This window comes from Micromonospora sp. NPDC051543 (assembly GCF_044454415.1).
Classification (GTDB): Bacteria; Actinomycetota; Actinomycetes; order Mycobacteriales; family Micromonosporaceae; genus Micromonospora.
The window spans coordinates 374,887-387,715 of the sequence record NZ_JBITDT010000002.1; the positions used below are offsets into that span (position 1 = coordinate 374,887).

The 12,829-nt window shown below is 73.9% G+C and carries 12 protein-coding genes and 1 pseudogene; 8 read left to right on the forward strand and 5 right to left on the reverse strand.

What is annotated here, in order from left to right; all coding sequences use genetic code 11:
* Window positions 1–13: 13 nt before the first annotated feature.
* Complete coding sequence (locus ACIA3K_RS04805) at window positions 14–643, reverse strand: TIGR03085 family metal-binding protein (RefSeq protein WP_396799222.1); 630 nt, start codon at window positions 641–643, stop codon at window positions 14–16.
* Window positions 644–813: 170 nt separating this feature from the next.
* Here ACIA3K_RS04805 and ACIA3K_RS04810 point away from each other — a divergent pair, with 170 nt between their 5' ends.
* The 3 genes from ACIA3K_RS04810 (at window position 814) to ACIA3K_RS04820 (ending at window position 5,334) form a co-directional block, all read left to right on the forward strand.
* On the forward strand, window positions 814–2,697 hold the full coding sequence (locus tag ACIA3K_RS04810) for an ABC transporter ATP-binding protein (protein WP_396799223.1): 1,884 nt from the start codon (window positions 814–816) through the stop codon (window positions 2,695–2,697).
* Window positions 2,698–2,714: 17 nt separating this feature from the next.
* Window positions 2,715–4,490 (forward strand): ABC transporter ATP-binding protein, encoded by a 1,776-nt coding sequence (locus ACIA3K_RS04815; RefSeq protein WP_396799367.1) that lies wholly within the window; start codon window positions 2,715–2,717, stop codon window positions 4,488–4,490.
* A gap of 94 nt (window positions 4,491–4,584) precedes the next feature.
* A complete protein-coding gene (locus ACIA3K_RS04820) occupies window positions 4,585–5,334 on the forward strand; it encodes a DUF2470 domain-containing protein (protein WP_396799224.1) in 750 nt (249 codons plus the stop codon).
* A 65-nt stretch (window positions 5,335–5,399) separates the two neighbouring features.
* On the opposite strand, the gene ACIA3K_RS04825 is transcribed toward ACIA3K_RS04820, so the two are convergent.
* The 3 genes from ACIA3K_RS04825 to ACIA3K_RS04835 all read right to left on the reverse strand — a co-directional run bounded on the left by ACIA3K_RS04825 (window position 5,400) and on the right by ACIA3K_RS04835 (window position 7,572).
* The gene (locus ACIA3K_RS04825) at window positions 5,400–5,996 is read right to left on the reverse strand and encodes a TetR family transcriptional regulator (protein ID WP_396799225.1); all 597 of its coding nucleotides are present in this window, start codon (window positions 5,994–5,996) and stop codon (window positions 5,400–5,402) included.
* Between the two features lie 83 nt (window positions 5,997–6,079).
* On the reverse strand, window positions 6,080–6,835 hold the full coding sequence (locus ACIA3K_RS04830) for an ABC transporter permease (RefSeq protein WP_396799226.1): 756 nt from the start codon (window positions 6,833–6,835) through the stop codon (window positions 6,080–6,082).
* Window positions 6,832–7,572, reverse strand: coding sequence for an ABC transporter ATP-binding protein (locus tag ACIA3K_RS04835; RefSeq protein WP_357127070.1), 741 nt, complete (start codon window positions 7,570–7,572; stop codon window positions 6,832–6,834). Before ACIA3K_RS04835 ends, ACIA3K_RS04830 begins: the two co-directional genes overlap by 4 nt.
* Before the next feature lie 543 nt (window positions 7,573–8,115).
* Between ACIA3K_RS04835 and ACIA3K_RS04840 the strand changes: the two are divergent.
* From ACIA3K_RS04840 to ACIA3K_RS04855, 4 genes and pseudogenes are all read left to right on the forward strand, one after another.
* Window positions 8,116–8,439 (forward strand): annotated as a pseudogene (locus ACIA3K_RS04840) (phosphoribosyl-AMP cyclohydrolase); the annotation flags it as partial.
* A gap of 180 nt (window positions 8,440–8,619) precedes the next feature.
* Window positions 8,620–9,051 (forward strand): phosphoribosyl-AMP cyclohydrolase, encoded by a 432-nt coding sequence (gene hisI / locus ACIA3K_RS04845; RefSeq protein ID WP_396799368.1) that lies wholly within the window; start codon window positions 8,620–8,622, stop codon window positions 9,049–9,051.
* A gap of 46 nt (window positions 9,052–9,097) precedes the next feature.
* Complete coding sequence (locus ACIA3K_RS04850) at window positions 9,098–10,651, forward strand: anthranilate synthase component I (protein WP_396799227.1); 1,554 nt, start codon at window positions 9,098–9,100, stop codon at window positions 10,649–10,651.
* The gene (locus tag ACIA3K_RS04855; protein ID WP_396799228.1) at window positions 10,648–11,232 is read left to right on the forward strand and encodes a Trp biosynthesis-associated membrane protein; all 585 of its coding nucleotides are present in this window, start codon (window positions 10,648–10,650) and stop codon (window positions 11,230–11,232) included. Before ACIA3K_RS04850 ends, ACIA3K_RS04855 begins: the two co-directional genes overlap by 4 nt.
* Here the strand turns inward: ACIA3K_RS04855 and ACIA3K_RS04860 are convergent, their stop codons facing one another.
* A complete protein-coding gene (locus ACIA3K_RS04860; RefSeq protein WP_396799229.1) occupies window positions 11,233–11,526 on the reverse strand; it encodes a hypothetical protein in 294 nt (97 codons plus the stop codon). It lies immediately after the preceding gene.
* 486 nt (window positions 11,527–12,012) lie between these two features.
* Between ACIA3K_RS04860 and trpC the strand changes: the two genes are divergently transcribed.
* A complete protein-coding gene (gene trpC / locus ACIA3K_RS04865) occupies window positions 12,013–12,816 on the forward strand; it encodes an indole-3-glycerol phosphate synthase TrpC (RefSeq protein WP_039906616.1) in 804 nt (267 codons plus the stop codon).
* Window positions 12,817–12,829 lie beyond the last annotated feature (13 nt).

Sequence of the window (12,829 nt, forward strand, 5' to 3'; positions counted from 1 at the left end):
TAGGCGCAGAAAGTCACATGCCCAGGCTGGCGTTGCGCAGTTGCCGCGCGGACGACGCCGGGCCGTCCAACTGGACCCGGGCCACCCGCTGTCGTCCGGACAGGAACAGGGCCAACTCGGCCGGGGCGCCCACCAGACGCAGTCGTTCGCCGCCCCGGCCGACGGAGACCTCGCCGTACCCGGGCGCCTGCACGTAGAGGTCCGCCGGAAAGCGCCGCAGCGTCAGCCGGGCCATCGGTGCGGCCCGCTTCCACAGCGTGGCCTGCAGGCCACGCGGCAACTCACGCGGCTGCCATCCCCCGACGGCCCGCCGTACGTCCTCGTGGTGGATGAAGAACTCCATGGTGTTGACCAGCTCGTCGGTCAGCGGGTTGCTGACCGGGCTCCACACCGGTGGCCGGCGTACCTTCGCCACCAGCTCCGGGTAGGACCCGGCGGCGAGCTGGCGGCGGACCCGTTCGGCGTACCCCCGCAGTGGCGGCAGCAGGATCCCGCCGGCCGCGTCCAGACGGCGCTCGCGCAGCACCAGGTGCGCGGCGAGGTCGCGCGTCGCCCAGCCCTCGTTGATCGTCGGCGCGTCGGGCCCGAGGGCCAGGAGGAGATCGGCCAGCGTCTCGCGCTCGGCTCGGGCGTACCGCGACATGGGCCGATCGTAGGCCCGGACCCGGGCGGCCGCGCGGCGAGCGGGGCCTGGTCGTACCGCCGGCGAGGGCGTGGGGTACGTGACGGTCGACATATCCCGTCCGGGTCGGCGGCGCAGGCCCGCACCGGTAAGGATGAGGTAGATAATTGTGGCTTACGGCGGGGGAGAGTGTGGCGAGCAGGACAAGCCGGGACGTGCTCGGCAGAGGGCTGGGGGTTCTGCGGCAGGCGATTCGGGAGCAGCCGCGGATCTTCACGGTCGCCGTGGTCGGCAGCGTGCTGTTCGGCTCGATGGTCATCGTCAGCGCGTACGTGGTGGGCGCGGTGGTCGGCGACGTGGTGGTGCCGGCGATCGCCCGGGGCGAGGTCGGCGTCGGCGCGCTGACGCTGGCGGCGGTGGCCCTCTTCGGGATCAGCGTGCTGCGGGTGGTCGGCATCTTCGGCCGTCGGCTCGGCGCCGGTTACATGCAGTACCGACTCCAGGCCGCCTACCGCCGCCGGGTCACCCGCCGCTACCTGGACCTGCCGCTGTCCTGGCACCACCGCAACGCCACCGGCACGTTGCTGTCCAACGCCAACTCCGACGTGGAGGCGGCCTGGTATCCCATCGCTCCGCTGCCCTTCGCGGTGGGCACGCTGGTGATGCTGGTCGGCGCGATCGTCTCGCTGTTCGCCACCGACTGGGCCCTGGCCCTGGTCGGCCTCGCGGTGTTTCCCGCGCTGTTCGCGCTCAACGTGGTCTACTCCCGGCGGATGGCGCCCCGCCAGGCCCGCGCGCAGCGGTTGCGCGCCGAGGTCAGCGGCATCGCGCACGAGAGCTTCGACGGCGCGCTGGTGGTCAAGACCATGGGCCGCGAGGCGCAGGAGACCGCCCGGTTCGCCGGCCGCGCCGGTGAGCTGCGCGACGCCCTCATCGCGGTCGGCCGGCTGCGGGGCGTCTTCGACCCGCTGCTGGAGACCCTGCCCAGCCTCGGCACCCTGGCCGTCCTGGTGGTCGGGGCGTTCCGGCTGCGCCAGGGCGCGATCAGCGTCACCGAGCTGGTCAGCGTCGCCTTCCTCTTCACCGTGCTGGCCTTCCCGGTACGGGCCATCGGCTGGGTGCTGGCCGAGCTGCCGCGCAGCGTCGCGGGCTGGGACCGGGTGCGCCGGGTCCTCGACGCCACCGGCGAGATGCCGTACGGAGAGCGGGTGCTCGACCCGGCCACCCCGGGCCCGGCCAGCCTCACCTTCACCGACGTGCACTTCTCCTACCCGCCGGCCGAGGCTCACCAGCCCGGCGCGCAGGTGCTCGGCGAGGTTGGCTTCACCGTTCCGGCCGGCCGCACGGTCGCCCTGGTCGGGCCGACCGGCGCGGGCAAGTCCACCATCGCGTCGTTGGCCGTACGCCTGGTCGACCCGGACTCGGGCACCGTCGCCCTGGACGACGTGGACACGCGCGACCTGACCGCCGCGTCGCTGGCCAGCACGGTCGCGCTCGTGGCGCAGGTGCCGTTCGTCTTCGACGACACCGTACGGGCCAACATCGCCCTGGACCGGCCGGGCATCGACGACGAGGTCGTGTGGGCGGCGCTGCGACTGGCCGAGGCGGACGGTTTCGTCGCGGCGCTGCCCGACGGGCTGGACACGATGGTCGGCGAGCGGGGCACCTCGCTCTCCGGCGGGCAGCGGCAGCGGCTCACGCTGGCCCGCGCCCTCGCCGGGCGGCCACGCCTGCTGGTGCTCGACGACGCGACGAGCGCAGTCGACCCGCGCGTGGAGGCGGCCATCCTCGCCGGCCTGCGCTCCGCGGCCGGCGAGCCGGGGGTTCCCGCCGCGTCGATCCTCGTCGTGGCGTACCGCCGGGCCACCATCGCCCTCGCTGACGAGGTCATCTACGTCGAGCAGGGGCGGGTGATCGCGCGGGGCACGCACATCGAGTTGCTGGCCACCGTGCCCGGGTACGTGGACCTGGTCACCGCCTACGAGCAGGCGGAGGTCGACCGCGCGCAGGAGCGCGCGTACGACGACGAGGTGGCGCCGTTGCCGTCGGGCCTGGAGATCGAGGTGGACCATTGAGTACGACGTCGACGACGGTGACGACCGAGCAGCGGGACGAGCGGCCGGAGACGACCTGGCGGACGCTGCGGCGGGGGCTGGCCCTCTCGCCCGAGCTGCGGACCGGGCTGGCCGCCACCCTGGCCCTGGCGCTGGTCTACATGGTGGGCCGGGTGGCCGTTCCGGTGGCGGTGCAGCAGGGCATCGACCGGGGCATCGTCGGCGGTCTGCGGCTGGACGTCGTCTGGTCGGTGGTGGCGGTCACCGCGGCGATCCTCGTGGTCACCACGGCCTGCGGCTACCTGATGATGCGCCGGCTGTTCACGGTCAGCGAGACCGCGTTGGCGAACGTGCGGACGCGGGCGTTCCGGCACGTGCACGACCTGTCGATGCTGCACCAGCAGTCGGAGCGCCGCGGCTCGCTGGTCTCGCGGGTGACCAGCGACGTCGACCAGATCACCCAGTTCCTCCAGTGGGGCGGGGTGATCCTGCTGGTCAACCTGGGTCAGCTCGTGGTGACGACGGCCGTCATGCTGGCGTACTCCTGGCAGTTGACCCTGGTGGTGCTGGCGGCGTTCCTGCCGGCGGTGCTCGTCATCCGGCAGTTGCAGCGCCGGCTCGGCGCGGCGTACGCGACGGTGCGTCAGCGCACCGGCGCGCTGCTGGGCGCGATCGGCGAGAGCGTCGTGGGCGCGCCGGTGATCCGGGCGTACGGCATCGCGGGGCGTACCGAGCGGCGGCTGGACGAGGCAATCGACTCGCAGCGCATGGCGCAGCAGCGGGCCATCCGGATCAGCATCGTGGGCAGCTCGGTCGGCGAGTTGGCGGCCGGGTTGGCGCTGGCCGGCGTGGTGGTGCTCGGTGTGACGCTGGGCGTGGACGGCACGCTGTCGATCGGCCAGCTGACCGCGTTCCTCTTCCTGGTGACGCTGTTCATCCAGCCGGTGCAGATCGCCACCGAGGTGCTCAACGAGGCGCAGAACGCGATCGCCGGCTGGCGGCGCGTGCTGGACGTGCTCGACGTCGCCCCGGACGTCGCGGACCCCGGGGAGCAGGGCCGGAACCTGCCGATCGGTCCGTTGGACATTCGGTTCTCGGGGGTGCGGTTCGCCTATCCCGGCGGGCCGCCGGTGCTGCACGACATCGACCTGGAGATCCCGGCGAAGAGCCGGGTGGCGGTGGTCGGCGAGACGGGCAGCGGCAAGACGACCTTCGCGAAGCTGCTGACCCGACTGATGGATCCGTCGGCGGGGGCGGTGCTGCTGTCCGGGGTGCCGCTGGCGCAGGTGCGCTTCGACTCGCTGCGCTCGCGGGTGGTGATGGTGCCGCAGGACGGGTTCCTCTTCGACGCGACGGTCGGCGACAATGTGCGGTTCGCCCGGCCCGAGCTGACCGACGAGGAGCTGGGGGCCGCCTTCACGGAGTTGGGCCTGGCCGACTGGTTGGACGGTCTGCCCGCTGGCCTCGACACCCCGGTCGGGGAGCGCGGCGAGGCGCTGAGCGTGGGGGAGCGGCAGCTCGTCGCGCTGGCCCGGGCGTACGTGGCCGACCCCGATCTGCTGGTGCTGGACGAGGCGACCAGCGCGGTGGATCCGGCGACCGAGGTGCGTCTGCAGCGCACGCTGGACGCCGTCACGCGGGGGCGCACGACCCTCGCCATCGCGCACCGGCTCTCCACCGCCCAGGCCGCCGACGAGGTCATCGTGGTGGACCGGGGGCGCATCGTGCAGCGTGGCCCGCACGACGAGTTGGTGCGCGACGCCGACTCGGTCTACGGGCTGCTGTACGCCTCCTGGCTGGAGCAGACCAGGTAACGGGTCGGTGTTCCCTGGCGTCGGCTGGTGGACGCGGTGGTGCTGGTGCTCTACGCTCCGGTTAGGTAAGGCTAACCTTTTAAGGAGTTGCGCCATGCGGCCCAGCCCCGCCGAGATCGTCCGCACCCTCGTCGCCGGTCGCCTGCCCGGCCTCGTCCACCTGGCTCGCCGCCCGGGTCCGCACCACGCCCGGCACGTGACCGACCCCGACGGCCGGGTGTTGCTGCTGGTGCCGGTGGCCAGCCACCTGGGCGCCGCGCTCCAGCCCGTCGCCGGGGGCGACGACGTCGCGGTGGTCCTGGACGTCCTCGACCTGCCGCCGGCGGCCGGCGCTCCCGGGCTCGGGCGGGCCTGGGTCTCCGGCTGGGCCGCCGAACTGCACGACGACGAGGCACGCCGCGCCGCGGTCGACTTCGCGGCCGTCGAGCCGACCGGCGACCTGCTCGACGTCGGCGTCCGGTTCCGGCTGTTCCGCTTCGAGGTGGCCGAGGTCCGCTGGGAGCGGGCCGGCGTCGTGCACCGGATCGACCCGGGGGAGTACGCCGAGGCGGAGCCGGATCCGGTGCACCCCTTCGAGGCCCTGCTGCTCGCCGACTTCGCCCAGCGCGAGCCCGCCGCCGTCACCGACTACCTGCGGCGGCAGCTCGGGCTGACCGAGGAGGCCCCGGACGGCCCGCCGCGCGTGGTGCGTGTCGACCGCTACGGGCTGGTGGTCGCTCTCGGACGGCCCGGCGCACGACGGCGCGTCCGGCTGGCGTTCCCGTGCCCGCTCACCGGCCCCGACGAGCTGGGCCGGCTGCTTCCGCCGCTGCGCCGCCCCGCCGACGTGCACCCGCCCCGCTGACCGCGCCGCACGTCTGCCGCTGACCGTGCCCGGCGTCTGCCGCTGACCGCGCCCCGCGTCTGCCGCTAGATCGGCAGCGACCCGGTGAGGTACCGCTGGACGCTGGGGCCGATGGTGGCGACCAGAAGCTCCGGATCGGCCGACGCGACCGGCTCCAGCCGTACCACGTGCCGGATCATGGCGAGGCCGATGAGCTGGGTGGCGACCAACGAGCCGCGCATCGGCACCTCGGCCGGGTCGACGTCGAGCTGGTCGAGCACCCGGCGCAGCACCTGCGTGGTGACGAACTCCCGCAGCAGGCGCGCGGTCCACTCGCTGCTGAGCACCGAGCGCACCAGCGCCACCCCGGCGCTGCCGGCCGGTGAGTCCCAGATGCCGATGAAGGTCCGGACCAGCCGCTCGCCGACGCCGTCCTGGTCACCGGCCAGCACCGCCGGCAGCAGCTCGGCCGGGTCCACGGGGAAGTTCATCGCGGCCCGGAAGAGCTGGTCCTTCGTACCGAAGTAGTGGTGCACCAGAGCCGGGTCCACCCCGGCGGTGGCGGCGATGGCGCGGATCGGCGCGGCGTCGAAACCCCGTTCGGCGAACGTCGCCCGCGCCGCGTCGAGGATCGCCTCCCGGGTGTCCGGGTTGCCAGGTCGTCGGCCGGTACGCCGCGTCATCGCCGCCCCTCGTTCGTCCGCTGACGCCACCGGTCTCCCGGCGGCGGGTGGCGACCCGCCCCGCGCGGGTCGCCGCCGGTCGGTCAGCCGGTGCGCCGACGCAGGGTCGCCGCCGCGAGCACCAGCGCCAACACCACCGCGCCGAACACCACAGCAACGTCCCGCCACATGGTCGCGGTCGGGTCGGCGTGGGCGCCGACCTCCTGCAACGCCTCGATGGCGTACGTCAGAGGCAGGGCGTCACTGAGCCCCTGGAGCCAGCCGGCCATCTCGTCCCGGGCCACGAACAGCCCACACAGCAGGAGCTGCGGGATCACCACGACCGGGAGGAACTGTACTGCCTGGAACTCGGTGCGGGCGAAGGCGCTGCACAGCAGGCCGAGGGCGACCCCGAGCACCGCGTCGAGCACCGCGATCCCGATCACGAGACCGCTGCTGCCGAGAGTTCGCAGGTCGAAGACCCAGTACGCCAGGCCGGCCGCCAACGCGGCCTGCACGGCGGCGGCCAGCCCGAACGCGATGCCGTACCCGAAGAGCAGGTCGAGCTTGCCCAGCGGGGTGGTGAGCAGCCGTTCGAGGGTGCCGGACGTGCGCTCGCGCAGCATCGCGATGCTGGTCACCAGAAACATGATCACGAAGGGGAAGGTTCCCAGCATCACCAGCGCGACCCGGTCGAACACCGACTGCTGTCCCGGCGGTGTCGGCTTGTCGGCGTACATGTAGTAGACCAGCGTGAGCAGGACGGTCGGCACCACCACGAGCAGTGCGATCGTCCGCCGGTCGTGCCGGAGCTGGCGCAGGACGCGGCCGATGGTGGCCGCCAGGATCCGCACGTTCATGAGTTCTCCCGTCCGGCTGACGCCTTCGTCTCGCCGGCCCGGATGAGCCGCAGGAACGCCTCGTCGAGGTCGTCCACGCCGGCGGCGGCGCGGATCGCGTCCGGGCTGTCGTCGGCGATCAGCCGGCCCTCGCGGATCAGCAGCAGCCGGTCGCAGCGGGCCGCCTCGTCCATCACGTGACTGGACACCAGCAGGGTGGTGCCGGCGGCGGCCATGGCGTGGAACCGGGCCCACAGGTCGGCCCGCAGCACCGGGTCCTGACCGACGGTCGGCTCGTCGAGGATGACCAGCTCCGGGTCACCGACCAGGGCGCAGGCCAGCGAGGCCCGACTGCGCTGGCCGCCGGAGAGGGTGGCGACCAGCTGACCGGCCGCCTGGGCCAGCCCGACGGCGCTCACCGCCTCGTCCGCCTCGGCCCGACCGCGCCCGTACAGGGCCGCGAAGTAGCGGGCGTTCTCCCGCACGGTCAGGTCGGCGTAGACGCTCGGCGCCTGCGTGAGGTAGCCCACCCGGTGCCGCAGCGCCGGGGCGCCCGCCGGCTGGCCCAGCACGGTCACCGTCCCCGAGGTGACCACCTGCACGCCGACCACGGCGCGCATGAACGTGGTCTTGCCGCTGCCACTGGGCCCCAGCAGTCCGGTGACGGCGCCCCGCGGAACGGCGCAGGTGATGCCGTCCAGCACCCGCCGCCCGCCTCGATCGACCACCAGGTCGTGGACGCCTATCGCGTCGTCCATCGCGCACCTCCAAGAAACTCATCGTTCGTTGAATTCCACGCTAGAGGGGAGTGCACGGCCCGCCTGTCCTCTGATGCCCGCCCTCGCGCCCAGCGTGACAACGGGCAGTAGGCTCCGGACCGGACAGCAGGTCCGGCAACGGGCATTGCGCGCCGATCGGACGTACGGCACGATGGCGCCGTGGGTCACGCTCCGTTACCGCACAGCGGATTTCTCGAGGACTGGGCCGCGCGGTTGCGGGACGCCGCCGAACGGCCGGTCGTCGGCATCCTGCTGCGCGGCAGTCACGCCCGGCGGGCGGCCACCGCGCACAGCGACGTCGACCTCGACGTGCTGGTCGGTGGCTCGCCGTACGCCGCCCGCCGCGCGTACCTGGCCGAAAGCGCCGGCCGGGTCACCCACGTCTCGGTGGCGGCACGGGACGTCCGCTCCTGGGTGCACCGGCTCGGCGAGCCGGCCGACTGGGCGTTCGGACTACCGGTCACCGCGCCGGCCCGGCTGCTCTGGGCGGACCCGCACTGGCGGCGCCGGATCGACCTGCCGGTGCTCTGCCAGCCCGCCGAGCCGCCCCGGCTGGAGGAGCTGATCGCCCTGCTCGGCAAGGCCGCTGCCGCCCGCGCCGCCGCCGACCGTCTCGGGGTCCGGCTCGCCGTGGCGGACCTGGCCCGGCTCTGCCCGTCGGTGCTGCGCCCGGCGAACCCGTCGGTGCGGGTGTCGTCCCGCCGCGCGGCGTTCGCGGCGGCCCTGGAGCTGCCGGTCGCGCCGGTCGGCTACCGCGAGGACATGCTCCTCTGCCTCGGCCTGCGCCCGGGCGCCACCGGCCAGCTCTGGGCCGCCGCCGTGCGGCTGGTCGCCGGCACCGTGGCGCTGATCCGCCCGTACGCCGGGGAGATCGCCGAATCCTGCGGTACCGACCTGGCCGAGGCCCTGGTCGACGGCCGCCTCGACCGTTACGTGGCCCAGCTCGCGCGGCCCGTGGTCGACCGGCCGAATCCTCGGCGGGAGCCGTCGCCGGTGCCCACGCCACGTGCGGGACAATGGGAAACTGTGCCCGTACCTGACGCGCCGGTGACCGGCGTACCCAGCGAACCGAACGGCCCGGTGGCCTCGACGCCGGTCCGTCCGTCCCGGCTCGATCCGGCCATCGCGGCCCAGCTGCGCCGCAACGCCGACGGCCTGGTCGCCGCCGTGGTACGCGCACACGACTCCGGCGAGGTGCTGATGGTCGCCTGGATGGACGACGAGGCGTTGCACCGCACCCTCACCACCGGCCGGGCCACCTACTGGTCGCGCAGCCGGCGCGAATACTGGGTCAAGGGCGCCACTTCCGGGCACCACCAGTACGTGCGCTCGGTGGCCCTGGACTGTGACGGCGACGCCCTTCTGGTCAGCGTCGACCAGGTCGGGGCGGCCTGCCACACCGGGCACCGGACGTGCTTCTACACCGAGCTGCCGGTCACCGCGCCGGACGCCCGGTGAGCACGGTTCGGCGGAGCCCCGCCGTGAACGAGAGGCGGGTCGGCGCATGACCGACGGCGCGGTGAGCCCCGACGTGGCCACCTTCACCGAGCTGGCCGCCCGCTGGCGTGTCGTACCGGTCACCCGACGGCTGCTGGCCGACGCCGAGACTCCGGTGGGGGTCTACCGCAAGCTCGCCGGCGGGCCCGGCACCTTCCTGCTCGAATCGGCCGAGCAGGGGGTCGGCTCGGCGGGCACGGCCTGGTCGCGGTACTCGTTCATCGGCGTACGGAGCAGCGCGACCCTCGTCGAGCGCGACGGCGTGGCGACCTGGCTCGGGCAACCCCCGGCCGGGCTGCCCACCGACGGCGACCCGGTGCGGGTTCTGCGGGACACCGTGGCGGCGCTCGCCGGGCCGCCGCCCGGCCCGGGCGACGGCCTGCCACCGCTGACCGGGGGCATGGTCGGCTACCTCGGGTACGACCTCGTCCGCCGCTTCGAGCGGCTGCCCGAGCTGACCGAGTCCGACCTCGGCGTGCCGGAGCTGGGCATGATGCTCGCGACCGACCTGGTGGTGCTCGACCATTACGACGGCTCCGCGATCCTGGTCGCCAACGCGGTACTGCCACCGGTGGACGCGGCGGACCGCGACGCGCACGTCACCGCCGCGTACCACCACGCGGTGGGTCGCCTCGACGCGATGACCACCGCGCTGTCCCGACCCATCCCGCCGATGATCTCGACGGTCGCGCGCCCACCGGCCGGCGAGGTCGTCTGTCGTACGCCCGAGGGCGGCTACGTCAAGGCCGTGGAGGCGGCCAAGGAGGCGATCCGGGCCGGCGAGTGCTTCCAGATCGTGCTGTCCCAGCGGTTCGAGCGGGCCACGCACGCCGACCCGCTGGACGTCTACCGGGTGCTGCGCACCAGCAACCCCAGCCCGTACATGTACCTGCTGCGCTTCGACGGGTTCGACATCGTCGGCTCGTCGCCGGAGGCGCACCTGAAGGTCACCGCCGGCGCGGACGGGCGGCGGCGGGCGCTGCTGCACCCGATCGCCGGCACCCGCCCGCGCGGCGGCACCCCGGCTGCCGACGCGGGCCTCGCCGCCGAGCTGCTCGCCGATCCCAAGGAGCGCGCCGAGCACGTCATGCTGGTCGACCTGGGCCGCAACGACCTGGGCCGGGTCTGCGAGCCGGGCAGCGTCCAGGTGCCCGAGTTCGCGACCATCGAGCGGTACAGCCACGTGATGCACATCGTCTCCACCGTGACCGGCACGCTGCGTGACGACCGCTCGGCGTTCGACGCGCTCGCCGCGACCTTCCCGGCCGGGACGCTCTCCGGCGCGCCGAAGGTGCGCGCCATGGAGATCATCGAGGAGCTGGAGCCGGTACGCCGTGGCGTCTACGGAGGCACGGTCGGCTACTTCGGCTTCGGCGGCGATCTGGACATGGCGATCGCCATCCGGACCGCGCTGATCCGTGCCGGCCGCGCCTACGTGCAGGCCGGGGCCGGAGTGGTCGCCGACTCGGATCCGGCCGCCGAGGAGCAGGAGACCCGCGACAAGGCCGCCGCCGTGCTGGCCGCGATCGCCGCCGCCGAAACGCTGCGGGCGGCCCGATGACGCACCAGGGCCGCCCGGCCGCGACCGGTCGGCGCGAGCTGACGTACGCGGTGCTGCTCTGTCTCGCCGGCGCGGGCCTGGCGCTGTGGATGGCGACCCGGGGTTGGTCGGTCGAGCTGACCGCGCGGCCGGCGCCGCTGCCGCCGGTGCGCGAGGCCCGCAGCGGGGCCGCCCTGCTGCCGTGGCTGCCGGCGCTGGCCGTGGTGGCGTTGGCCGGTGGTGGCGCGGTGCTGGCCACCCGGGGTCGGGTACGTCGGCTGCTGGGCGTGCTGCTCGGCGCGCTGGGCCTGGCGGTCTCGGCCGGTGCCGGTTACGGACTGGTCGCCGACCTCGACGGTGTGGTGAGTCGGCAGTGGCCGGCGCTCTGCCTGGTCGGCGGTCTGCTCGTCGCCGTGGGTGGGGGGTGGACGGCGGTGCGGGGCGGCGGGTGGCCGGCGATGGGCGCCCGGTACGAGCGGCCGAAGCGGACCGTCACGGAGAGTAATCCGACGACGGCTGCCACCCCGGGCCCGATGGCCGGTCGGCGGACCACCGAGGCGTGGGACGCGTTGGACCGGGGCGAGGACCCCACGGCCGGCTGATCAGCCGACCGGCTGACGGTCCCGCTCCCGGACGACCGGCTGACGCTCCCGCTGCGGGCGGGCGGCGGCGCGGGTGGCGGTCAGCTCGGCCACCAGGCGGTCCAGCTCGGCGCGCCGGTCGGCGCGGGCCCGGTCGGCGCAGACCGCCTCCCAGGCGTTACCGCGGGCCGTGCGCATCCGGCCCTCGCCGACGACGGCCCGCTCCAGGGTGTGCACCACCCCGACGGCGAACGACGCCATGGTCCGCGAGATGGTGGTCAGTCCGATGCTGGGATTCGACTCGGCAGTGTTCATGGCTCACTCCACACGAGGAGTCGGCGACGGTCGGGCAGGCGCGTCATCGAGTCTGCCCGAGGACGATGCTCACCGGCCGACGTTTCGTCCGGGTGACCACCCCGTCAACTGTCCCGCCACGCCCGCGACCTGGGAGGGGCCGTTCGGCCTTGAGCTTGCTCACAACATCGACTGCGGTCGCTGTCGCCGGGCGGCGATCGGCGGTGGATGGCATGATCGATGGGTCGGCCCGGTTCGACCGGAGCCGCCGGGCTCTCGTCGTGTGACGGTGGTCGATACGGAGGTGGCGCTGCGTGACATCCCCTTCACGGCAAGTCGGCCATTATGCCGCAGGCCTTTTCGTGAGCAGCGCCATACCCCCGGCTCCCGGCCTCGGTCGGGTGCCCCTAGCATCGGCCCATGACACCCGGAGAGGGGAGTCCGTTGGTGACTGCTGAGCATGCGCACGCGGAGGGGGACGAGGCCGGTCAGGCAGCGTCCGTAAGCGTGCTCGACGAGATTCTGGCTGGCGTGCGCGAGGACGTCGCCCGTCGCCAGGAGCAGGTTCCGTTGGAACGGATCCGCGAACTGGCCGCGGCGGCGCCGCCGCCGCTGGACGCGTACGCCGCGCTGCGCAAGCCCGGTGTGGCGGTCATCGCCGAGGTCAAGCGCTCCTCGCCGTCCAAGGGCCGGCTGGCCGAGATCGCCGATCCGGCCGACCTCGCCGTCGACTACGCGGCGGGCGGCGCGCGGGCCATCAGCGTGCTGACCGAGGGGCGCTGGTTCGGCGGTTCGCTGGACGACCTCGCCGCCGTCCGGGCCGCGGTCACCGTCCCGGTGCTGCGCAAGGACTTCGTGGTCTCCAGCTACCAGGTGCACGAGGCGCGCGCGCACGGCGCCGACCTGGTGCTGCTGATCGTGGCCGCCCTCGAGCAGAACGTGCTGATGGGCCTGCTGGAGCGGATCGAGTCGCTGGGCATGACCGCGCTCGTCGAGGTCCATGACGAGGAGGAGGCCGACCGGGCCCTGGAGGCCGGCGCGCAGGTGATCGGGGTCAACGCCCGTGACCTGCGTACCCTTCAGGTGGACCGCTCGGTGTTCGAGCGGATCGCGCCGGGCCTGCCGAGCAGCGTGGTCAAGATCGCCGAGTCCGGCGTCCGCGGCCCGCACGACCTGATCCGGTACGCCTCCGCCGGCGCCGACGCGGTCCTGGTCGGCGAAGGCCTGGTCACCCAGAAGAGCCCACGCGAGGCGGTGGCCGAGTTGGTCAACGCCGGCAACCACCCGGCGACGCCCCGGCCGGTGCGCTGACCGCGCCGGTGTG

Bases quoted from the DNA above. Each gene is read 5' to 3' on its own strand.
- ACIA3K_RS04835 (WP_357127070.1), bottom strand. From the start codon at position 7,572: ATGGACGACGCGATAGGCGTCCACGACCTGGTGGTCGATCGAGGCGGG.
- ACIA3K_RS04805 (WP_396799222.1), bottom strand. From the start codon at position 643: ATGTCGCGGTACGCCCGAGCCGAGCGCGAGACGCTGGCCGATCTCCTC.
- ACIA3K_RS04855 (WP_396799228.1), top strand. From the start codon at position 10,648: ATGACGCACCAGGGCCGCCCGGCCGCGACCGGTCGGCGCGAGCTGACG.
- ACIA3K_RS04820 (WP_396799224.1), top strand. From the start codon at position 4,585: ATGCGGCCCAGCCCCGCCGAGATCGTCCGCACCCTCGTCGCCGGTCGC.
- ACIA3K_RS04825 (WP_396799225.1), bottom strand. From the start codon at position 5,996: ATGACGCGGCGTACCGGCCGACGACCTGGCAACCCGGACACCCGGGAG.
- ACIA3K_RS04830 (WP_396799226.1), bottom strand. From the start codon at position 6,835: ATGAACGTGCGGATCCTGGCGGCCACCATCGGCCGCGTCCTGCGCCAG.
- ACIA3K_RS04860 (WP_396799229.1), bottom strand. From the start codon at position 11,526: ATGAACACTGCCGAGTCGAATCCCAGCATCGGACTGACCACCATCTCG.
- ACIA3K_RS04850 (WP_396799227.1), top strand. From the start codon at position 9,098: ATGACCGACGGCGCGGTGAGCCCCGACGTGGCCACCTTCACCGAGCTG.